A 20,439-nucleotide genomic window follows, 5' to 3' on the forward strand; every position below is an offset into this window, starting at 1 on the left:
CAGCTCCTGCTTTTTAGTTGTACGTAATGTTTTCAACCGTTTTTTTGTCGAGGCGTTTAATGACTTCTGTCAATAATTGAACCGTATGTTCAAAGTCTTCGCGATGAATCATCGCAGCGTGTGTATGAATGTAGCGCGTTGCAATCGTAATGGAAAGCGTTGGAACACCATTTCCTGTTAAATGAATCGATCCGGAGTCTGTACCGCCACCCGGCATAGCATCATACTGATATGGAATGCCGCATTCTTCAGCGACCCCTACGACAAAATCGCGAAGCCCTTTATGGGAGACCATAGAAGCATCATATAAAATAATTTGCGGACCTTTCCCCATTTTTCCCATCGCTTCTTTTTCGGAAATGCCTGGAGTGTCGCCGGCTATTCCGACGTCTACGCCGAAAGCAATATCAGGCTCAATATAATGGGCTGATGTGCGGGCTCCTCTTAATCCTACTTCCTCCTGAACGGTTCCTACACCGTAAACGACGTTCGGATGGTTTACCTCTTTCAGCTTTTTCAAAACTTCGATCGCTATTGCACAACCGATGCGGTTATCCCAAGCTTTCGCCAAAAGGATTTTATCATTTTTCATAACGGTGAACTCAAAATAAGGCACAATTTGGTCGCCGGGACGAACACCAAATTCCATCGCTTCTTCTCGGCTGCTGGCGCCAATATCAATAAACATGTCTTTGATCTCTACAGGCTTTTTTCGTGCTTCTGCCGGCAAAATATGCGGCGGCTTGGAACCGATGATGCCGGTCACATCTCCTTTTTGGGTGACAATCGTCACTCTTTGTGCGAGCATAACTTGATTCCACCAGCCACCAACAGGCTGAAAGCGAATGAACCCTTTATCATCAATTTGCGTAACCATAAAGCCGACCTCATCAAGATGGCCCGCGATCATAATTTTGGGTCCGCCTGATTCTCCTTCTTTTTTGGCAATTAAACTGCCGAGTCCATCCGTTTGGATATCATCCGCATAATCTTTTATGTACCCTCTCATTACTTCTCTGACTTCCCGTTCATTGCCGGCGATGCCTTTCGCGTCTGTTAAATCTTTTAACATTTTCAATGTTTCATCCCATTTCTCCACACTGAAACCTCCTCGTATACTAAGTTTCAGAAAGTTTTTTTATCGAATTTCCAGTCCGATACGCTCCTTGACAATCGCATATCTTGGGTGGTTGCCTTTGTGGGAGGGGCGCGCCCCTCCCACAAAGGGTTGAGCGTACCGGGGTTGGACTTTTCGCAATGTTCCTGGATAATGGTCTTAGGATCATCGGGGATACTCTTCTCACTCCTGTAGCTTTGACTACTTGTAAAGTCTGTCTCCTCGGCCCCTGTTTGGACGTCTAACCCGCAGGCTGTTCCCGTTGGTTTTCCCCATGCTGGAAGGAGCAGCTTCCAGGGCAGCCCATGGTCCAACGTGAGTTCTCATATGCGAGGGTGACTGGTCAACAGGCGCGATCCGGGGGCATCCCGAAGAGTCCTACCCCTCGATCCTACAACAATAGGAGGTGATCTCATGAAACTCTACGTCGGGATCGACGTGAGCTCACGCGACTTAGCCACCTGCATTATGGATCATGAAGGAAATACGTGCGCACGCTTCAAAGTGGATAATCATCTTCTGGGCGCCACCTTCCTTCGGGATCAAATCCTCCTGTGGGCTAACAAGCGAAAGCCAACCGAAATTCTGATCGGGATGGAAGCCACCTCGGTCTACAGTTGGCATCCAGCTATGTTTTTCCACCAGCAGGAGGCCTTGCAGGCTTGGAACGTCAAGGTGTTTACGATCAATCCAAAGCTCATTCGCAAGTTTAAAGAAGCCTATGTCGACTTGGAGAAAACGGATGACATCGATGCTTGGATCATTGCGGATCGGCTTCGCTTCGGCCGTCTGAAGATGACGGCTGTCCTCAAGGAGCAGTTTCTCGCGCTTCAGCGACTGACACGCATGCGATATCATCTCGTCCACCAGTTAACCCGTGAGAAACAGTATTTTCTCCAGCACTTGTTTTACAAATGCAGTTCCTTTACCCAAGAGGTGGACAGTTCGATCTTCGGACATGCCATTCTCGAACTGCTGCTTGAGTCGTGGAGCCTCGATGACATCTGCCAAATGGATGTCAAGCAGTTGGCCGACTTCCTGCGCCAAAAAGGGCGCAATCGCTTTGCCGATCCGGAATGCATCGCCAAGTCGATTCAAAAGGCGGCCCGTTCGTCGTATCGGTTGTCCAAGTGTGTCGAGGATTCCATCGACTTGCTGTTAGGGCTGTCGATTCAATCAATCCGCAGCCTGCAATCGCAGCTCAAAGAGCTCGATAAAGCCATTACCCGCCATCTTGAAGGCATTCCGAACACACTGCAAACCATCCCAGGCATCGGACCGGTTTATACCGCAGGCATCCTGGCCGAAATCGGGCAAATCGAGCGGTTTCACAACCAGGCCGCCTTGGCAAAATATGCCGGCTTGACATGGTCCAAGCACCAATCGGGCCGTTTTCAAGCCGAGGACACCTCCCTCATTCGTTCCGGCAATCGCTATCTCCGTTACTACCTAGTGGAGGCTGCCAACTCGGTGCAACGGCATGATGCGACGTTTCGTGCGTACTACCGGAAGAAGTATGAGGAAGTGCCCAAACACCAACATAAACGAGCCCTCGTCCTCACCGCTAGAAAACTCGTGCGTGTGATCGATGCGCTGCTACGCAACGGTCAAATCTACACGCCAAGAAAGGGGGAAGATCGATAAGAGGATCGATCTGGTATACCAATATCAACCTTTAGACCCAGTTTATTACATGTACCAATACTGGGTTTCTTCAGTATTGCCTTTTTTCGGATCATCGGACAAGGGAATTTCCAATTTCTATGATTTTTCACCTTGACATATTACCGCAGGACTTTAATTTATATTCTTCATTTTTTCCAAACGGAATTGTTAATATCCTTGATTTTGTCTAGCATGATTGACTTCATTTTTCGCCATGTATGCTGAAATAATATCTTCCTCTGAAAAGCCCAGCGCAGAGCCGAGTGTAACATAGTCGTTAAATAAATCGATATACGCTTGGACAGACAAATATTCACTGAATTTTGCCGTTTTTTGATAAACGTTTAAAAAAAGATCGGTCAGGCTTTTATCGATTTTTCTTGCTTTCATTTCCGGCAGTTTTTCAATATACAATTCATGGCCGATCGACAATAAAAAATGAAGGCCGTCTACATACTCTTCCAAAATAACCTCTCTGTCGGAAGGCGGCTTAACGCTCCAAAATTTAAAGCAGCGCGTTTCATTAGCCAATTCGCCAATTTCGACAAGCAAGGCTAAAACTTTTCTCTCGATCAGCCTTTCTTCCTCCAAACCGTGTTTCTTTTCAATTTTTTCATCCAATTCTTTTTGCATTTTATATAACTGTTCAAAATCCATTTTCTCAACCCCTAAAATATATCTAAAAAAATTATAGCAAAAGTGATCATTAATGAAACCCCTTCAATTCCTTTTTCGTAATGTATATGTATGAATATGACCTTCGGGGAGGTTTAAAGTAAATGATTGTCATCCTTCTTCGTCTTTTCATAATTGCTGCGATTATTTTCCTAATTTATTCATTCATTAAATATTTATTGAACCCGAAGCGAAAGTTAGAATTGGCTCATGAGCAAAAAAAATTTTTCTTTCTTGATGATAAAGAAAATGTCCACAAAAATTTTTTGTTAACGCATAAAGGAGTTTTATTTGAAGGGGAAAAATATTTAGGCACGACTGAAACTTCTTTTGAAGTTATCACCGTTTTTATTTGGACATCTACTCCAAATAAGTTAAGGGGGTTTACAAAAGAAGATTTTCAATTTATAGAATCGAAAATAAAAGAAGCATATCCTTACGCCAAAATCGACTGGAAAAGTCCAATTAAAGAGTTTTTGAATCGGAACGAATCGGAATTCCCGACACTATCTTAAGACAGCAAAAAAGAAAGAGCAGCTTGACATTCCCGTTCAAAATTGACAGCGTTAAAAGACTATGCGGTTCATGACTGGACGATCATGGTGTCGCTTTTTTGATCAATCTATGCAACATTTCTGATTTAAAAAGAAAATAAGCATTCTGAAGGCAGTTCCCATTGCGGGAGCTGCTGTTAGCTTCCATTTCTATTTTTATCCCATTACCTTTTCTCTTCCTCTATGAAATTTTGTAAAACAGCTCGGTAATTGATTATAATTTTTCGAAGTCTCCTTTTTAATTGGGTTTGGTCACTTTCATTATAAAACAGAGTGCTTCGTAAATGCTTTTTTCATTTTGATGATATTCTTGATCCCAACATTTAGTATAGAACCTAAATTTTTTGCATCGGCCTAAAAAACCCTTGAACTTTTGACTTTTTTCACTGTTGAGAAACGTAAAGCCATAATCGTTTACCTTTTCAGCCATATAAAAATCCCCTCCAAATAGAAGTGCAGCATCCGCGAGTCATTGCGCAGATTTTTTACACGTCTACTTAAAGGGGATCAATAATATGCTGTTCAATTATGTCCAGCCCAAAGGGCAATGTACGTTTATAGGTGGCTTGCTTTTTCGATTACTTATTTAATTCAGCTTTAGCTGTTTCGGCGAGTTGTGCAAATCCTTTTTCATCATTTACTGCTAAGTCAGCAAGCATTTTTCTGTTTACTTCAATGCCAGCAAGCTTTAAACCGTGCATGAACCGGTTGTAGGAAAGACCGTGAATGCGCGCAGCAGCATTGATTCTCGTAATCCAAAGCTTACGGAAATCGCGTTTTCTTTGGCGACGGTCACGGTATGCATACATTAAAGATTTCATTACTTGCTGGTTAGCAACTTTATATAAACGATGCTTCGAACCGTAATAACCTTTTGCAAGCTTAATAATTTTTTTGCGGCGTCTGCGTGTCACTGTACCGCCTTTAACACGTGCCATAATGCATTCCCTCCTAAAAAATCGAAGTTAAAAATTATTTTATATTGTCAAGCATTTGATGAATACGTTTAAAGTCACCTTTGCTTACTAATGCTGGTTTGCGAAGTTTGCGTTTTTGCTTTTGAGTTTTGTTAGCGAATAAATGACTAGTAAATGCATGAGACCGTTTCAAATTTCCGTTCCCAGTTTTTTTAAATCTTTTCGCAGAGCCGCGATGAGTTTTCATTTTAGGCATAAAAGGATCCTCCTTCTATTTCTTTTCGTTTTTCGGTGCTAGCACTAGAAACATGCTGCGCCCATCCATTTTCGGCTTCGTTTCAACAGAACTGATGTCAGCGCATGCTTCAGAAAATCTTTCTAGAACTCGTTGGCCGATTTCTTTATGGGTAATCGCTCTTCCTTTAAAGCGGATCGATGCTTTCACCTTGTCACCCTTCTCCAAAAATTTCCGAGCATTGCGAAGCTTTGTATTAAAGTCATGCTCTTCAATTGTTGGGCTTAGGCGGACTTCCTTCACATTAATAACTTTCTGCTTTTTACGCGCCTCTTTTTCTTTCTTTTGCTGCTCGAAGCGGTATTTTCCGTAATCCATGATGCGAGCAACCGGCGGTTTTGCATTCGGAGCAACAAGAACGAGATCCAAATTGGCATTTGCGGCAATATCAAGCGCTTCTTGCCGTGATTTAATGCCTAATTGATTACCGTTTTGATCGACCAGTCGAACTTCACGAGCGCGGATGCCCTCGTTTACTAACATGTCTTTGCTAATAATGAGCCACCTCCAAGATTTTATAAACAAAGTGCACGTTCGCCTTGACAGAGCTTATACATTCGTTTATGCAAATAAAAAACGCGTAGACGCACACTGCACCCACACGTTGAATACACGAACTTTTTGTCCAATGTATAAACCTGTCAACAGCAACGATGTGCGTCAATCAGGTGAGAAGCGGGTGCTTCTGCTTGTTCTCCTTGACTATAATATTCTATCATGGCAAAGCAGCTTTGTCAAAACAACATTTCTTCAAAAACGATACCATTTTAAACTATTCAAACAGAAAATGCAAGAGTCTATATTTGAATGAACATACATAAATCGGAATGGAGTGGACATGATAATCAATATATCATATAACTATTGGAGTGATCGAAATGGATGCAAACCGCGTAAAACAAATTTTATCCTCGCCGGCTGATATTGAAGTTCTCTATAACGGAGCTTCCGTTTGGATTGATCAGCTAAATGAAGATGGAAAAACAGCAACCGTTCATGTAAGAGGTCCGTTTAAAGAACGTACGGTTGTAAATATTTCTGAGCTTGAAGAAAAATAATTCCTCCATTGTTTTAAACATTATTGATATAAAATAGCTCCCAATGCTCCGGTAAAAGAACCGTTTGATAAAAATATGCTTTGCAGACCTGTCATGGAATCAAAGCTTTGGATGATTTGTTGTAAAGGAGGGTTTTGCGAAATTGCAGCTCCAACATAGACACACGTGTCCACTTTATGAAGCTCGGCACATTGCTTTGCCAAAAGAACGATCGTTTCACCAATCAATTGAAATAACGCTGCAGCAGCATCTTTTTTCCGTGCTCTCGATAAATCCGGATTGCCAAAATTAGCAGCGGTTAAATCTCCTAAAATTGGAGGAGCCTCTTCTCCATACAAATCTTTTACCAACAAATCAACATGGCTTCGATCACCTTTTTTCGCCAAATCAACGATTTGATAAAAATTGCTCTCCTGCAAAATGAGCCGGCTTAAACCGGAAATAACACCGCCGCCGATACCGCTACCAAGCAAACGCTCATAACGCTCGCCCTTCATAAGGAAAAAAGATGTTCCCGTTCCAATGCTGACGATTAAAAAATCGCTCTTTGGCTCCTTTCCTTCTTCTACTAAAAGCTCTCTTGTTCCTATACAAACTGAATCAAATTCTGGAATAAAGGTCACATCAGCGCCGGTCAATTTTTCTTTTACTTTTGCAGCTTTGCCTCCTGTTATTCTATAGCGGGCAGCCGGCTTCAATCTCTTCATCCAAGAAAGAGCTTGATCCGTTTCATCAATTGGAAACCATTTATACCGATATCGTCCATGTTCAACATAAGCAATTTTTAATAAACTTCCCCCTGTATCAATTCCTACTATTTCCATCCGCACACCCCTCGCTTATGCTTTAAAAAAAGGAAATCAGCAAACGCCGATTTCCTTATTTTCTCCCTTCTTTTCCAACAGATACAGCAAATGTCTCCAGCGGCATGGATTCTGATTTTTGTTCTCCATACTTTCTGACATTGACCGTCTCATTTTCTGCTTCTTGATCACCGACAACGACCATGTACGGGATTTTTTGCATTTGTGCCTCACGAATTTTATAGCCGATTTTTTCATCCCGAATATCGACTTCAACACGCAAGCCTTCTTGCTGAAGACGCTGTTCTACTGTTTTGGCATAATCAAGATGCACTTCCGGCGAAACAGGGATGACTTTCACTTGCACAGGTGCAAGCCAAGTTGGGAAGGCACCTTTAAATTCCTCAATTAAGAAGGCAACAAACCGTTCCATCGTTGAAACAACTCCGCGGTGAATAACAACTGGCCGATGATGTTTGCCGTCTTCGCCAACATATGTTAAATCAAGCCGTTCCGGAAGGAGAAAATCTAGCTGAACAGTCGATAATGTTTCATCTTTTCCTAAAGCCGTCCGCACTTGTACATCCAATTTCGGTCCGTAAAATGCCGCTTCACCTTCCGCTTCATAATAATCCAGCCCGAGTTCGTCCATTGCGGCTTTCAGCATCGACTGGGCCTTTTCCCACATTTCATCATCATCATAATATTTTTCTTTATCCTCAGGATCGCGGTAAGATAATCGGAACGAATAATCTTTTATACCAAAATCCTCGTATACCTCTTCAATAAGGCGGACAACTCGGATGAATTCGTCTTTAATTTGATCCGGTCGCACGAAAATATGCGCATCGTTCAACGTCATCCCGCGAACACGCTGCAGCCCTGTCAATGCCCCTGACATTTCGTATCTGTGCATTGTTCCAAGTTCTGCAATGCGGATCGGCAATTCCCGATAGCTGTGAATTTCATTTTTGTAAATCATCATATGATGCGGGCAGTTCATCGGACGCAATACAAGCTCTTCGTTATCCATCTTCATTGGCGGAAACATATCATCTTGATAATGGTCCCAATGGCCGGAAGCTTTATAAAGATCGACGCTGCCGAGAACAGGTGTGTATACATGCTGGTATCCGAGTTTAATTTCTTTATCAACAATATAGCGTTCGATAATCCGGCGGATAGTTGCACCTTTTGGCAGCCAAAGCGGCAAGCCTTGTCCAACCTTTTGAGAAGTGGTAAACAGGTTTAATTCTTTTCCAAGCTTGCGATGATCCCGCTCTTTCGCTTCTTCAAGCATGCGGAGATGTTCTTTAAGCTCTTCTTTTGTAAAAAATGCTGTACCGTATATGCGTTGAAGCATTTTGTTTTTGCTGTCTCCACGCCAGTAGGCGCCGGCTACGCTGAGCAATTTAAATTCCTTTATTTTTCCGGTAGAAGGAACGTGGACTCCTCGGCATAGATCGAAAAATTCTCCTTGCTCATATATGGAAATGATTTCGCCTTCCGGAATATCATCGATAAGCTCAAGCTTTAAATGGTCGCCGATTTCCTCATACATTTTTTTTGCTTCATCGCGGCTTACTTCTTTACGAATAACCGGCAAATTTTCGCCGACAATTTTTTTCATTTCTTTTTCGATTTTAGGCAAATCTTCGTGTGAGATCGTTTCATCCATATCGATATCATAATAAAAACCGTTTTCAATGACGGGACCAACTCCCAATTTTACATTTGGGTAAAGCCGTTTAATCGCTTGCGCCATTAAATGTGCTGTACTATGTCGTAAAATTTCTAACGCTTCTTTTGTATCAGGCGTCAAAATTTCAATATGGCCGTCTTGTTCAATCGGGGTTTTTAAGTCAATAAGCTTTCCATTTATTTTACCTGCAATGGCTTTTTTCTTTAATCCAGGGCTGATGGATGCAGCGATTTCTTCCGTTGTTGTTCCGTGCGGAAATTCTTTTACAGAACCGTCTGGAAAAGTAATTTTAATGGCTTCTTTCATCTTCTTTCCTCCTTTGTTTTTTCTTGCAAAAATAAACACCCGTCCCTAAAAGAAGGGACGAGTGTTGTATGTAAAACCCGTGGTTCCACCCTAGTTCCCGCTCAAAACTTTGCGCGGCTCATTTTGATAACGGAACAATCCGCCAGCTATTACTTGGCAAAAGCCGTTCACAGCTGAAGTTTAGAGGTGGTAAGAGCATTACACGAGTTAGGAAGGTTTCAGCCTGTGCCTTCCCTCTCTTTGAACTGTGATAATACTCCCGTGTCCTCATCATAACCTTTTCGTGATGAATGATTTCAACCGTATTATAGACTGATTCGCCACCAAAAATCAAGGAGTACTGAAAGAAACTTATCGTTTTTGAAAGCTAGCCCTTGAAAAAAATCGAACCCGTTCCTGAAAGATGTTTTGGATCGTTTGAATCATTGCTTCCTCCTGTTGATCGGAGTATATATAAATTTCTAAAGGAGCAATGGATACAAGCGGGGCCAGCAAATGGGAATCAATATACATCGGGTGGCGATAAATAAATTCCCGATCAATCCACTTTTTCAATTCCAGCTCTTTTATTTCGATGAACTTTTCATTAAACACTTGAAAGGAAGTATCATGCAAAATATGAATCGTTGATAATTTCGGTTTTTTATTGAGAACATATTCCCGCAAGCTTTGAATAAAATTTTGGTATTCCTGCTCCATTTTATACTCTTCAATGGAGAGACCGACATATTCCGAAAGTCTTGATAAATAATCAGACAAGCGGAACTGAATAAATGATTCTATAGAAAAAGATTGGTTTGGCCGAAGGAAATTCGTTAAAGCAGAAATAATTAAGTTTTCCCTCGGCTCAAAATGTTTGATCATTGGAATTTCCGCCCGCTCTCCTTCCAAGATCGATTGAGCAATATGTAAAATTTGCTGTTTTTCATCTTCATCCTCAAAATAAAATTGTTTTTCAATTATAAAAAGAAGGAGACGGGGCTCTTTCACATTTAGAAAAAAATCAACAAATGATGGTACGAGCACATCAGATATAAATGTTTCCCAATCATCTGTTTCACATGTTAATACTGTGCCGTTCAGCAAGGCTGCTTGGAAATCAAAGTTTTCCTTCTCTGTATTAAGCAATTGATGCAGATAAGAAGCTTCTTTTTCCGTTTGAAAAGTTATTTCCAGCAAAAAAAGATCCCCCCCTTTATATAGCAAGTCCTGTTTCTATATATATGGGGGGATGGCATTATTTAGAAGTGTTTGCTGTCCAGCGGTTATTCTTGTCTGCGATTTTTTCCTTTCAATTCCACGGGAATGGCCAAAAAACGAATCCTTTCCATAATTCTTTTTGCCTTTAGCTGTTCTATTTCGCCTTTTTGTGAATAAGTCAGGTGGTGTTCCAATTCGCTAAAATTAAAGTTGGATGTAAAAAAGGTCGGTAAATTTTCAAGCATGCGGAATTGGAGAATCGAGCCTAAAATGTCGTCTCTCATCCAGCTCGACATCGATTCAGCACCAATATCATCAAGCATTAATACCGGAATTTTTTTAACCGCATCAATCTTTTCATTCAGTGAATGATCTTGAAGAGCGCTTTTTAACTCCCTGACAAACTCCGGAACATATACAAGCATGGAAGGAACGCCTTTTTCCGCCAGCTCATTCGCGATCGCTCCAAGAATAAATGTCTTTCCCACGCCGAAGGAACCGTATAAATACAATCCTTTTAACCGATCATTTTGACCGTATTGCTCAACAAAATCTTGCACGAGAGACACTGCCTTCAGACGGTTTGGTTCGTTTAAATCAATATCCTCTAGGTGTGCATTGAGGATTTCCTTTGGTACATACATGCATTTAATGAGCGATTCTTGTTTTTTTCGAGCATCATATGCTTCTTTTCTCGGGCATTTATCATATTTCAGGTCGATTGTTTTTCTTTCAATAATTAATGTAGGGTGATATCCTTTTAAAATATTTTTGCACTCATCTAAATTTCGGCATTCACGGCAAAACTTGCTCTGCGTTACAAATTCATACAGTTTGCCTAAGCTGCGGTCAATCATATGTTCATCGATTTGATTTTTATGCTTTTCTAAAAATAACCTGACATCTTTGTCCGATTTTATTTGCTGTTTCAAGTTCAAATACGTTTCCCGAAACCCTTTGCTGTTCATGAATTGTTTTAAATGATTTTGCAGGGATTCCATCTTCCTCCCTCCTTTCACCTAGTCCTTCTGTTTATTTTTATATTTTTTAATCCGCTCCTGTAGCTTTTGTTTTTCTTTTTCAAACGCTTCCGGATCGATGTTTTCTACCTGTTGATTTTCGTTTTCCAAAAGCCATGAAGGGAGTTTTTCTTTTCGAACGATTTTTTTGCTGACAGTCTTCTTATCCTTTGTTTCCGCCCAAGTTAAATATTTCTTATGTTCTTTTTTCGCCACATCCACTGCATCCTTCACAGTTTTAATTCCTAATCGAGCCCAGTGGCTGGCAATTTTCTCAACATACGCTCTTGACAATCTCATATTTGTTTTTAGCAGGACATAATAAATTAAAACGTTGACAACTCCGGGAAGCAGCTTTTGCTGAAACATGACATCTTCAATAATTTTCAAATCCGCTGCGGACGGTTCAATACCGCCTGAAATATCTTTTAGAAACTGTCTTGGAGAGATGGATTCAAGCTGTCGAATTAATTCCTTATCTTTTGACTGTTCAATTTCTTCGTCTTTCACCCGCTGATTCAAAGGCTGAAGCCTATCAACAAGCTCTGGAAGACGGTTGCCGTGATTCAGCTTATACCAATCCCTCGCCCATTTTCGCAGCTCGTCTAAATTAATTTGCTCATCATGATCCAAAGAACGGATGACCAGATTTTTCATTTCAATTGGATCAATTCCATAAACATATGCTAATTTCTCAACAGCTTCCTTAACCGCAGGCGTGATCGCTTTTTTGGGCACAATATGCTCTGATAAACCGGCATAAAACAATTGAAAATCAAAGGACTGGTTTTGAATCGAAATCGGTTCTCCAGGCGCATGATCAAAAAGCTCCTGATCGTTTTCCTCGGGTTCCATTGCAATATTGGCTGAAAGCTCAGATGGGTGGATCGATTGGTATACTTCATGAAATGATCTTGTCACATCTTTGGCGTTGCTATCAACCGATTTATCGGAAAAATAGCTTTTCAATCTTTGGTACACCGTTTTTCCAACTCTGTTATATAAATATATGTTCAACATTCCATCATAAAAAAATTGTTTGGGGGAAAGAGGTCGTTGAAGTTCATAAATATATTTTTTCGGTTCGCTTTCATCGACAAGGTATGTTTTTAAAAGACCTATTCCTTCTAATTTCAAACGGTCATGATAAATTTCATTTAATGGGGATTGAGTAACAGCCATTAAAAAATGGTGGGTCGATTCCGTCCCCCAAAGACGGTTTTGTTCAAGCTCGCTCCAAAGCGTCATGTATAAGTTTAACGTTCTTGGCCCGATTAAGGGCTGGTACAGTAATGTAAGAACTTTTCGGTCAAATTCATGAATCAAACTGCTCGTACATTTCACAACGTAGCGATCAACAGGCAGCAGCTCTTTCCAGTGATGATGTCCAATCATTTTTTCAAAACCTTCCCAAATAGCATGTCATAATCTCGCAGCTCTTTTATGAACGTTCTTTTTTGATCAGTTCTTTCAATTCCTCAATAAAGACATTTATATCTTTAAATTGCCTGTAAACAGAAGCAAATCGAACGTATGCGACTTCATCAATTTCGGCTAGTCTGTCCATCACCATTTCGCCGATCGTTTCGCTTGATATTTCCGATGTACCTAGATTTCTTAGTTCTTTTTCAATATCATGCGCAGCATCTTCCAATTTTTTTAAAGAAACCGGTCTTTTCTCACAAGCTTTAATCATCCCGCGCAAAACTTTTTCCCTGCTGAACTCTTCTCGTGTTCCTTCCTTTTTCACAACGATGAGCGGAATTTCTTCTACTTTTTCAAACGTTGTGAACCGATATTGACATTCCTCACATTCCCTTCGCCTCCGAATTGATCTCCCTTCATCGACTGGACGCGAATCTAAAACACGTGTTCCAAAATGGTGGCAGGAAGGGCATTTCATATCACCAGCTCCAATCTTTTTAACTAAATCAAAAAAGCTCTACCTACATCTTATTAAATAGCATTGGATCAGACAAGAAACTTTCAAGTTCTTGTATTTTTGTTATAGATAATTCGACTGAATGAAATGGATTTCTGTCAGTCCGGTCCAATCAAATGATGTTCGAACCGCCAAACAGTGATGGCAGCCATGTAGCCATGCCAATAAAAGCTTTTTTATTTTTACATCACTACAATGAATGATTTTAAAAACATCAAAGCCTCTTTTTCATAACGGCTTTGAAGGGGGTAGAATAACTCGGTACTTTGAGGCCGCAAATAAGATGCCTCTAAATACCATTCAATATGAAATATTATTCTTTATTATAATATAAAAAGAGGTGCAGTAAAAAGCTGACACCTCTTTGCATTTCCATTCAAATTTTATTCTGTTTTCACTTTAAAGTGCTTTTGCTTGACCCTGTTTGATTTGAACAGGACCCATACCGCGAGGAATTTCAATATTTTCGCGCGTTTGAGCACCTAAAGCTTCAGAAATGTAATCCGCTGCAATATTTGGATTTAAATCACCGCAAGTGTACACATCAATGCTAGCATATCCATGCTCTGGAAAACTATGAATTGTTAGGTGTGACTCTGAAATGATCACAACTCCGCTTACACCCTGAGGCGCAAACTTATGAAACGCAACCTCCCGGATTTCAGCACCTGATTTTAATGCTGCATTTACAAACGTTTTTTCAATAAATTCCAAGTCATTCAACTTATCAAAGTCGCATCCCCACAGCTCAGAGATAACGTGACGTCCCATTGTTTCCATAGCCATGGATCCCCCTTTATAAATTTTTATGAATTCTTCGCACTCTGGTATGTTTAACTACCACGGGGGAAAGTTAGTCCAAAGAGGTCCTAACCCTTTAAGTAGCCACATTACCTTGCGTTTAAGAAGTTCACGAAAAATAGTATATATGGTTTGATTTGTTTTTGCAACATACTTTGTCAAAAATTTTGCGCTGAAAAAAGTATCCAAACAAAAAGAAGAAGAGGGTCAATCTTTGTAAAGATCAACCCTCCCATCATTTTATACAGCTGCGGCCAATTTATTCAATTTGCTTGCTACAAGTTTTGCTAAATCCACAACGCGGCAAGAGTAGCCCCATTCATTATCATACCATGCAAGCACTTTTACCTTTCTTGTTCCCATAACCATTGTCGTTAAACCGTCGACAATAGCAGAGTGCGGGTTTGTGTTGTAGTCAACCGATACGAGCGGTTCTGAAGAAAAATCTAATATCCCCTTCAGCTTTCCTTGAGAAGCTTGGATAAACGCTTCATTTACCTCTTCAACGGTCACATCGCGTTTTAGATCTACAACAAAGTCTACGAGGGAGACGTTTGGTGTAGGCACTCTTAATGCAAGACCGTGCAATTTTCCTTTTAATTGCGGTAAAACTAAACCGATCGCTTTTGCTGCACCGGTAGTTGTCGGAATGATTGATTGGGCGCACGCTCGCGCTCTTCTTAAATCTTTATGCGGATTATCAATATTTCTTTGATCGTTCGTATATGCGTGGACAGTAGTCATTAAACCATATTCAATGCCAAACTGTTCATCAAGAACTTTTGCAACAGGCGCTAGACAGTTTGTTGTGCAAGAAGCATTCGAAATAATGACATGGTTGTCAGGATCATATTGTTCTTCGTTTACACCGATAACAATCGTTACATCTTCATTTTTTCCAGGTGCTGTTAAAATAACTTTCTTCGCCCCTGCCTCAACATGCATCATCGCTTTTTCACGGGAGTTGAATTTTCCTGTCGCTTCAATCACTATGTCCACATCTAGATCTTTCCAGGGAAGTTCAATAGGATTTCGATTGTTCAAAAGAAGCACTTTATGGCCATTTACAATTAAATGATCTTCTTTTGGAATGACTTCTCCTTCAAATTTCCCATGGTTTGTATCGTATTTAATTAAATGAGCCAATGTTTCTGCTGGATAGCTTGCATTGATTGCTACGATATTCAAATCTCCTTCTAAAATTGCTTTTCTGAATACCATTCGGCCAATTCGGCCGAAACCGTTAATGGCAACCTTAGCACTCATGTGAATATCCCCTTCCGGCATTATGTTACACTTTTTATCTCCTATTCTGTTAATTAGTATATCATATTTATAAAATAACGAAACAATTATTTTAATCGTTTCTTAAAAAAATATATACTAAAAATAAAAAAAACCGCTCTATTTGCGAGCGGATTAACCAATTCCCCAATTCATGAGAATGTTTTCCAATTGCTGTTCCGTTTCTTCTAATGTTCCATCATTGTTGATCACTGCATCGGCAAATTTTACTTTTTCTTTCAAAGGCATTTGTGCATTGATGCGTGATAAAGCTTCTTTCTTCGAAAAATTATTCCTTTTCATTAATCGTTCCAGTTGATTTTTTTCTCCCGTATAAACAACAATCACTTTATCCACTAAATGCTTCAAATTGCTTTCAAATAGAAGGGGAATATCAAGAACTACTGCTTTCGCACCTTCTGAGATCAATTGTTCCTGTCGCCTTTTCATTTCCAGCCTGACCTCAGGATGTACAATACTGTTTAGCTTCTCCCGCTTATCTTCGTTTTGAAATACAATGTAGCCTAATCGAGCTCGGTTGATCGTTAAGTCTTCGTTTAATATTTCCTTTCCGAAAGCATTTACGATCTCTGTATATGCTTTTTTGCCGACTTCTACCACTTCTCTTGCAATTAGATCTGCGTCAATAACTGGAATGCCTCTTTTTTTAAGCATTTCAGACACAGTGCTTTTTCCGCTTGCTATGCCTCCAGTTAATCCAATAATCATTGTCATATCATCATTCTCCTTTATCCTTACATGGCCCAAACACCGATCATTATTAATAATAAACCCGGGATAAATGAAAACTTTTCAAAAAACGAATAGGATGAAGCAAATCGGCCGGATTTCATTCCAATATAAACAAACATCGTGCTCATACAAGTGACGAAAATAGCTGTTAAAAAAGGTTCATACCCTGCTAAAGCCGCACCGATTCCTGCTCCGAATGAATCGAGCGAAAGAGCGATCCCAAGCAGCAAAGCTTCCACGCCTGTAATCTCGCCAGATCGATCCATATCAACTGCAGCAGGCTTTTTCAATATATGAATGACAATGCCTAACGATTTTAATTCCATATTTAAAATCGTTTTTTCACTCTTTTCCTCATCTTTCTCATCCTCTGATTCATTGTTGCGGAAAAAGGAATATAACACAAACATGCCAAGCAAAATAAAAATAGCTCCGCCAAGCCTATCCGTAAAATAGGGAGGAAGAACACTTTGAGCTATTTGTCCGGCCATCATCGCAGCGAGCAACACAATCGCCGAACAGCATGAAATAGTGATAATCGATTTAATTGGAATTTTTACTTTACGCAAACCGAACGCTAAGCCAACAGAAAAACTATCAAGACTGACTGCCAACGCCAATATTAAAACCGATCCGATTTCCGTCATTTTATCAAATGCCCCTTCTTTCCTTTTATTGCTAACATAGTAATATGAAAACCGACTAAAATGTGTTCGCTTAAAGAAGGTGGCATAAATCTTTCTACACTTGGCAAGATGAACAAAAATGTGTGCCTCTTCCCCCAATTTTTATTTTTTGGATAGGGCTTCCGCAAATTTTACATTGTTCTTTTTCTCTTGCATAGACAAATAAGTCCAGTTGAAACATCCCGATTTGCCCTTGTGAATTGACGTAGGATCGGACAGTACTTCCTCCTTTTTCAACTGCTTCCTTCAGCGTTTGAATAATTTCCCGATGCAATATTTTCACTTTTTCCGCTGTCAAATCTTTTGCCAGCCGCTCCGGATGAATGCCTGATCGAAACAATACTTCATCAACGTAAATGTTTCCTAATCCCGCCACTATTTTTTGGTCAAGCAAAACCGTCTTGATGTTTCTAGAGGTAGACTGAAGCTTGCTCATAAGTCTTTCAGCAGTAAATTGTTCCGAAAAAGGCTCCATCCCTAACTGGGACAAAGGAGGATGCTTCTCCTCCTCGCCCTTTTGATACAGATGCATAGTGCCAAATTTGCGAACATCCCGATATCTTAATTCCGTTTCATCTTGAAAGCGAAAAATGACATGTGTGTGAGGTTCAATGGGCTTTATTTTTGGATACAGTCCATATCTTCCTTCCATTCGTAAATGTGATACAAGAACATATCGATCTAAATAAAATTTTAAAAATTTCCCTCTTCTTCCGATTTCATTGATTGTTTCCCCTCTCAAAACGCGGCAAAACTGCTCTGCGTCTTCGGGACGTTTGATGATTTTCGGCCATGATACGATAACTTCATCGATGACTTTTCCTATGACAAGCTCCCTTAATGTTTTTCGAATCGTTTCTACTTCAGGAAGCTCAGGCATTATGTTCACCCCTTATCTACACTCGAAAAAGGCGGGGGAGCTTCCCTTTCCGCCTTTTTCAAATTATTTCGCTTCATACCACGTAGAACCGTAAGAATAATCAACCTTTAACGGCACTTTTAGCTGAATGGCATTTTCCATTACTTCCGGAACAAGCTTTTCTAAAATTTCAATTTCATCCTTTGGCGCTTCAAACACCAATTCGTCATGAACTTGAAGCAGCAGCCTCGTTTGCAAATTTCGTTTTTCAATTTCTTGCGCCATATCGATCATCGCTTTTTTGATAATATCCGCTGCACTTCCTTGAATCGGAGTATTCATGGCTGTTCGCTCGGCAAAGCTTCTGATATTGAAATTTCTGCTCGTAATTTCCGGAATATATCTCCGACGCTGCATTAGTGTCGTTACATAGCCTTTTTGCTTCGCCTCTTGGATTATGCCATCCATATATTCTTTAACACCTTTATAAATTTCAAAATATTTTTTAATAAATTCACCAGCTTCTTTTCGGGTAATTCCTAAGTTTTGCGACAATCCGTAATCGCTGATTCCGTAAACAATCCCGAAATTAACTGCTTTTGCCTGTCTTCTCATGTTGGAGGTCACTTTATCTTCTTCGACATGGAACACATCGATCGCCGTTTTTGTATGAATATCAAGATCTTGTTGAAACGCTTCAATCAATTTTTCATCTCCAGATATATGCGCAAGCACTCGCAGTTCAATCTGGGAATAGTCCGCAGCAAAAATGACCCAATCTTTTTCAGAAGGGATAAATGCTTGACGAATTTTGCGGCCTTCCTCAAGGCGAATCGGAATGTTTTGCAAATTCGGGTCTGTGGAGCTTAATCTTCCGGTTTGCGTTAATGCTTGATTAAATCGGGTGTGGATTTTATGCGTATCACGATGGACAACCTTCAGCAACCCTTCAATATACGTCGATTGAAGCTTTCCGAGCTGCCGGTAATGCAAAATTTTCTCCACAATTTCGTGTTGTCCTCTCAATTTTTCTAAAACGTCCGCAGAGGTCGAATACCCCGTTTTGGTCTTTTTCAAAACCGGTAGATTGAGCTTTTCAAATAAAATCGGCCCAAGCTGCTTCGGAGAATTAATGTTAAATGACACTCCAGCTAGACGATGAATATCCTTTTCTAATTGCTTCAGCTGTTCATCAAGCTCTTTTCCCATTTCTTTCAGACGGTTGACGTCTATCTTTACTCCTGTTGTTTCCATGTCAGATAAAATGGCTGACAGCGGAAGCTCCAATTCGCTGAATAAATGAAATTGTTCATTTTCTTCTAATTCTTGTATTAATAATTCTTCCAGCTCATAAATGGCTAACGCTTTTCTGGCAAGATGTTCGCCTAAAATGTCTTCATCAGGGATATGACGTTTAGCGCCTTTTCCGTAAATCACTTCATCCTTTTGAACTAAATGTTTATTTTTTGTCTTGGCAAGCTCGGCTATGTCGTCAATCGATTCAGACGGGTTTAAAATGTATGAGGCAATGAGAACATCAAACTCAATACCTGCTAAATCAATGTTTCGCCAGCGCAGCGCCACAATTGATTTTTTCGCATCATACACCACTTTCCGCTTTGTTTCATCCTTCACCCATTCTATGAACTCTTTTGAATGTAGCGCAATTTCGGCTGGAATATAAAAACATCCATTTTCGTTTGCGATAGAAAACCCGATGATTTCTCCAGTATGATAATTTTCATCAATGATTTCCACTAAAAGAGCTGCCTTCTCTGATAAAACCTTGTCTGACAGCTTTTCAACTTTTTCGAACTTAATCGTCGGCATTTCATCCACTTCTTCATTCTCATGCTCTCCCATTTTGTCTAGGAGCGATTGGAAGCCTAGTTCCTTAAAAATTTTCACTACTTTTTCTTTGTCATAGCCTTTATACTCAAGGTCTTGAATTTTTATTTCGACAGGAGCTTCACAATGAATTGTCGCAAGCTGTTTGCTCATTAATGCTTGCTCTTTATAGTTTTGTAAGTTTTCCTTTAATTTTTTTCCATTTACTTCTTCAATCGAATTTAAAATATTTTCGACTGTCTCAAACTGTTTCAGCAATTTAATCGCGGTTTTCTCTCCAACGCCGGGCACACCTGGGATATTATCTGATTGATCGCCCATCAATCCTTTCAAATCAATAATTTGTGCCGGGCTTAGCCCATACTTCTCTTGAATCGATTCAGGCGTGTGCGGTTCAACATCCGTAATTCCTTTTTTCGTGATGGAAACGGTCGTTTTTTCAGTTGCCAGCTGTGTTAAATCCTTATCTCCGGAAATAATTTTCACTTCAAAATCTTGCTTCTCAGCTTGTCTCGCAACTGTTCCAATAATATCATCAGCCTCATAATTTTCGAGTTCATATGTTGTAATTTTGTAGGCATCAAGCAAATCCCGTATAAATGGTAGCTGCTCCGACAATTCAGGCGGGGTTTTTTGCCGAGTTCCTTTATATTCTTTAAAAGTTTTATGCCGGAACGTTGTTTTCCCTGCATCAAATGCAACAAGAATATGTGTCGGTTTTTCTTCCTCCAGTACTTTTAACAGCATATTTGTAAAGCCGTAAATTGCATTCGTATAAATCCCCTTATCATTATTTAAAAGCGGCAAAGCGAAAAACGCTCTGTAAGCAATACTGTTTCCATCAATTAAAACTAGCTTCTTTGTCACTACTACTAGCCTCCTTCAACTAAAAAAGCCATGCCTTCCTTCTATTCTACCATTACTTTCAGCAGAAGAAAAAACATGGCTTATCGAT

At 40.2% G+C, this 20,439-nt stretch carries 21 protein-coding genes and 1 other annotated feature; of the genes, 3 read left to right on the forward strand and 18 right to left on the reverse strand.

Features of this window, described 5'->3' with window-relative positions; translation table 11 throughout:
• Positions 1-13 precede the first annotated feature (13 nt).
• Complete coding sequence (locus NSQ41_RS14250) at positions 14-1,099, reverse strand: M42 family metallopeptidase (RefSeq protein ID WP_327847825.1); 1,086 nt, start codon at positions 1,097-1,099, stop codon at positions 14-16.
• 432 nt (positions 1,100-1,531) lie between these two features.
• Here NSQ41_RS14250 and NSQ41_RS14255 point away from each other — a divergent pair, with 432 nt between their 5' ends.
• Positions 1,532-2,761: an IS110 family transposase gene (locus NSQ41_RS14255; RefSeq protein WP_027725928.1), complete on the forward strand. Its 1,230-nt coding sequence runs from the start codon at positions 1,532-1,534 to the stop codon at positions 2,759-2,761.
• Positions 2,762-2,950: 189 nt separating this feature from the next.
• On the opposite strand, the gene NSQ41_RS14260 is transcribed toward NSQ41_RS14255, so the two are convergent.
• Positions 2,951-3,439, reverse strand: a complete 489-nt coding sequence (locus tag NSQ41_RS14260; RefSeq protein ID WP_063387423.1) for a dUTP diphosphatase — start codon at positions 3,437-3,439, stop codon at positions 2,951-2,953.
• A gap of 122 nt (positions 3,440-3,561) precedes the next feature.
• Between NSQ41_RS14260 and NSQ41_RS14265 the strand changes: the two genes are divergently transcribed.
• Positions 3,562-3,972 (forward strand): sigma-w pathway protein ysdB, encoded by a 411-nt coding sequence (locus NSQ41_RS14265; protein ID WP_339210192.1) that lies wholly within the window; start codon positions 3,562-3,564, stop codon positions 3,970-3,972.
• Positions 3,973-4,249: 277 nt separating this feature from the next.
• Here NSQ41_RS14265 and NSQ41_RS14270 read toward each other — a convergent pair whose 3' ends face one another.
• The 4 genes from NSQ41_RS14270 to infC form a co-directional block, all read right to left on the reverse strand.
• The gene (locus NSQ41_RS14270) at positions 4,250-4,441 is read right to left on the reverse strand and encodes a hypothetical protein (RefSeq protein ID WP_130156128.1); all 192 of its coding nucleotides are present in this window, start codon (positions 4,439-4,441) and stop codon (positions 4,250-4,252) included.
• 148 nt (positions 4,442-4,589) lie between these two features.
• Complete coding sequence (gene rplT, locus NSQ41_RS14275; protein WP_063387420.1) at positions 4,590-4,949, reverse strand: 50S ribosomal protein L20; 360 nt, start codon at positions 4,947-4,949, stop codon at positions 4,590-4,592.
• 34 nt (positions 4,950-4,983) lie between these two features.
• Positions 4,984-5,184, reverse strand: coding sequence for a 50S ribosomal protein L35 (gene rpmI, locus NSQ41_RS14280; protein WP_063387419.1), 201 nt, complete (start codon positions 5,182-5,184; stop codon positions 4,984-4,986).
• A gap of 15 nt (positions 5,185-5,199) precedes the next feature.
• Positions 5,200-5,721, reverse strand: a complete 522-nt coding sequence (infC, locus tag NSQ41_RS14285) for a translation initiation factor IF-3 (protein WP_222422773.1) — start codon at positions 5,719-5,721, stop codon at positions 5,200-5,202.
• Positions 5,722-5,789: 68 nt separating this feature from the next.
• Positions 5,790-5,920, reverse strand: a sequence feature (ribosomal protein L20 leader region).
• Positions 5,921-6,101: 181 nt separating this feature from the next.
• Between infC and NSQ41_RS14290 the strand changes: the two genes are divergently transcribed.
• The gene (locus tag NSQ41_RS14290) at positions 6,102-6,281 is read left to right on the forward strand and encodes an H-type small acid-soluble spore protein (RefSeq protein WP_094246321.1); all 180 of its coding nucleotides are present in this window, start codon (positions 6,102-6,104) and stop codon (positions 6,279-6,281) included.
• A gap of 20 nt (positions 6,282-6,301) precedes the next feature.
• Here the strand turns inward: NSQ41_RS14290 and coaW are convergent, their stop codons facing one another.
• The 12 genes from coaW to polA all read right to left on the reverse strand — a co-directional run bounded on the left by coaW (position 6,302) and on the right by polA (position 20,351).
• Positions 6,302-7,105 (reverse strand): type II pantothenate kinase, encoded by an 804-nt coding sequence (coaW, locus tag NSQ41_RS14295; RefSeq protein WP_339210193.1) that lies wholly within the window; start codon positions 7,103-7,105, stop codon positions 6,302-6,304.
• 55 nt (positions 7,106-7,160) lie between these two features.
• Complete coding sequence (thrS, locus tag NSQ41_RS14300; protein ID WP_339210195.1) at positions 7,161-9,092, reverse strand: threonine--tRNA ligase; 1,932 nt, start codon at positions 9,090-9,092, stop codon at positions 7,161-7,163.
• A 351-nt stretch (positions 9,093-9,443) separates the two neighbouring features.
• Entirely contained in the window at positions 9,444-10,271 is an 828-nt protein-coding gene (ytxC, locus tag NSQ41_RS14305; protein ID WP_063387414.1) for a putative sporulation protein YtxC, read from the reverse strand.
• Positions 10,272-10,357: 86 nt separating this feature from the next.
• The gene (gene dnaI / locus NSQ41_RS14310) at positions 10,358-11,293 is read right to left on the reverse strand and encodes a primosomal protein DnaI (protein WP_063387413.1); all 936 of its coding nucleotides are present in this window, start codon (positions 11,291-11,293) and stop codon (positions 10,358-10,360) included.
• Between the two features lie 18 nt (positions 11,294-11,311).
• Positions 11,312-12,706, reverse strand: coding sequence for a replication initiation and membrane attachment family protein (locus tag NSQ41_RS14315; RefSeq protein WP_094246325.1), 1,395 nt, complete (start codon positions 12,704-12,706; stop codon positions 11,312-11,314).
• Positions 12,707-12,752: 46 nt separating this feature from the next.
• Positions 12,753-13,214 carry a transcriptional regulator NrdR gene (gene nrdR, locus NSQ41_RS14320; protein WP_063387411.1) on the reverse strand — a complete coding sequence of 154 codons (462 nt, stop codon included), beginning with the start codon at positions 13,212-13,214 and terminating at the stop codon, positions 12,753-12,755.
• 438 nt (positions 13,215-13,652) lie between these two features.
• Positions 13,653-14,033, reverse strand: coding sequence for an adenosylmethionine decarboxylase (speD, locus tag NSQ41_RS14325; RefSeq protein ID WP_063387410.1), 381 nt, complete (start codon positions 14,031-14,033; stop codon positions 13,653-13,655).
• Between the two features lie 261 nt (positions 14,034-14,294).
• Entirely contained in the window at positions 14,295-15,320 is a 1,026-nt protein-coding gene (locus NSQ41_RS14330; RefSeq protein WP_063387490.1) for a glyceraldehyde-3-phosphate dehydrogenase, read from the reverse strand.
• Positions 15,321-15,473: 153 nt separating this feature from the next.
• Positions 15,474-16,073 carry a dephospho-CoA kinase gene (coaE, locus tag NSQ41_RS14335; RefSeq protein WP_339210197.1) on the reverse strand — a complete coding sequence of 200 codons (600 nt, stop codon included), beginning with the start codon at positions 16,071-16,073 and terminating at the stop codon, positions 15,474-15,476.
• Positions 16,074-16,093: 20 nt separating this feature from the next.
• On the reverse strand, positions 16,094-16,738 hold the full coding sequence (gene ytaF / locus NSQ41_RS14340) for a sporulation membrane protein YtaF (protein ID WP_063387408.1): 645 nt from the start codon (positions 16,736-16,738) through the stop codon (positions 16,094-16,096).
• Between the two features lie 94 nt (positions 16,739-16,832).
• A complete protein-coding gene (mutM, locus tag NSQ41_RS14345; protein ID WP_130156137.1) occupies positions 16,833-17,657 on the reverse strand; it encodes a DNA-formamidopyrimidine glycosylase in 825 nt (274 codons plus the stop codon).
• A gap of 63 nt (positions 17,658-17,720) precedes the next feature.
• Positions 17,721-20,351: a DNA polymerase I gene (gene polA / locus NSQ41_RS14350; protein WP_339210199.1), complete on the reverse strand. Its 2,631-nt coding sequence runs from the start codon at positions 20,349-20,351 to the stop codon at positions 17,721-17,723.
• Positions 20,352-20,439 lie beyond the last annotated feature (88 nt).

This window comes from Aeribacillus sp. FSL K6-8210, assembly GCF_037963925.1.
Classification (GTDB): Bacteria; Bacillota; Bacilli; order Bacillales; family Aeribacillaceae; genus Aeribacillus; species Aeribacillus composti.

Bases quoted from the DNA above. Each gene is read 5' to 3' on its own strand.
- NSQ41_RS14255 (WP_027725928.1), top strand. From the start codon at position 1,532: ATGAAACTCTACGTCGGGATCGACGTGAGCTCACGCGACTTAGCCACC.
- NSQ41_RS14260 (WP_063387423.1), bottom strand. From the start codon at position 3,439: ATGGATTTTGAACAGTTATATAAAATGCAAAAAGAATTGGATGAAAAA.
- NSQ41_RS14265 (WP_339210192.1), top strand. From the start codon at position 3,562: ATGATTGTCATCCTTCTTCGTCTTTTCATAATTGCTGCGATTATTTTC.
- NSQ41_RS14270 (WP_130156128.1), bottom strand. From the start codon at position 4,441: ATGGCTGAAAAGGTAAACGATTATGGCTTTACGTTTCTCAACAGTGAA.
- rplT (WP_063387420.1), bottom strand. From the start codon at position 4,949: ATGGCACGTGTTAAAGGCGGTACAGTGACACGCAGACGCCGCAAAAAA.
- rpmI (WP_063387419.1), bottom strand. From the start codon at position 5,184: ATGCCTAAAATGAAAACTCATCGCGGCTCTGCGAAAAGATTTAAAAAA.
- NSQ41_RS14290 (WP_094246321.1), top strand. From the start codon at position 6,102: ATGGATGCAAACCGCGTAAAACAAATTTTATCCTCGCCGGCTGATATT.
- coaW (WP_339210193.1), bottom strand. From the start codon at position 7,105: ATGGAAATAGTAGGAATTGATACAGGGGGAAGTTTATTAAAAATTGCT.
- thrS (WP_339210195.1), bottom strand. From the start codon at position 9,092: ATGAAAGAAGCCATTAAAATTACTTTTCCAGACGGTTCTGTAAAAGAA.
- dnaI (WP_063387413.1), bottom strand. From the start codon at position 11,293: ATGGAATCCCTGCAAAATCATTTAAAACAATTCATGAACAGCAAAGGG.
- NSQ41_RS14315 (WP_094246325.1), bottom strand. From the start codon at position 12,706: ATGATTGGACATCATCACTGGAAAGAGCTGCTGCCTGTTGATCGCTAC.
- nrdR (WP_063387411.1), bottom strand. From the start codon at position 13,214: ATGAAATGCCCTTCCTGCCACCATTTTGGAACACGTGTTTTAGATTCG.
- speD (WP_063387410.1), bottom strand. From the start codon at position 14,033: ATGGAAACAATGGGACGTCACGTTATCTCTGAGCTGTGGGGATGCGAC.
- NSQ41_RS14330 (WP_063387490.1), bottom strand. From the start codon at position 15,320: ATGAGTGCTAAGGTTGCCATTAACGGTTTCGGCCGAATTGGCCGAATG.
- coaE (WP_339210197.1), bottom strand. From the start codon at position 16,073: ATGACAATGATTATTGGATTAACTGGAGGCATAGCAAGCGGAAAAAGC.
- ytaF (WP_063387408.1), bottom strand. From the start codon at position 16,738: ATGACGGAAATCGGATCGGTTTTAATATTGGCGTTGGCAGTCAGTCTT.
- mutM (WP_130156137.1), bottom strand. From the start codon at position 17,657: ATGCCTGAGCTTCCTGAAGTAGAAACGATTCGAAAAACATTAAGGGAG.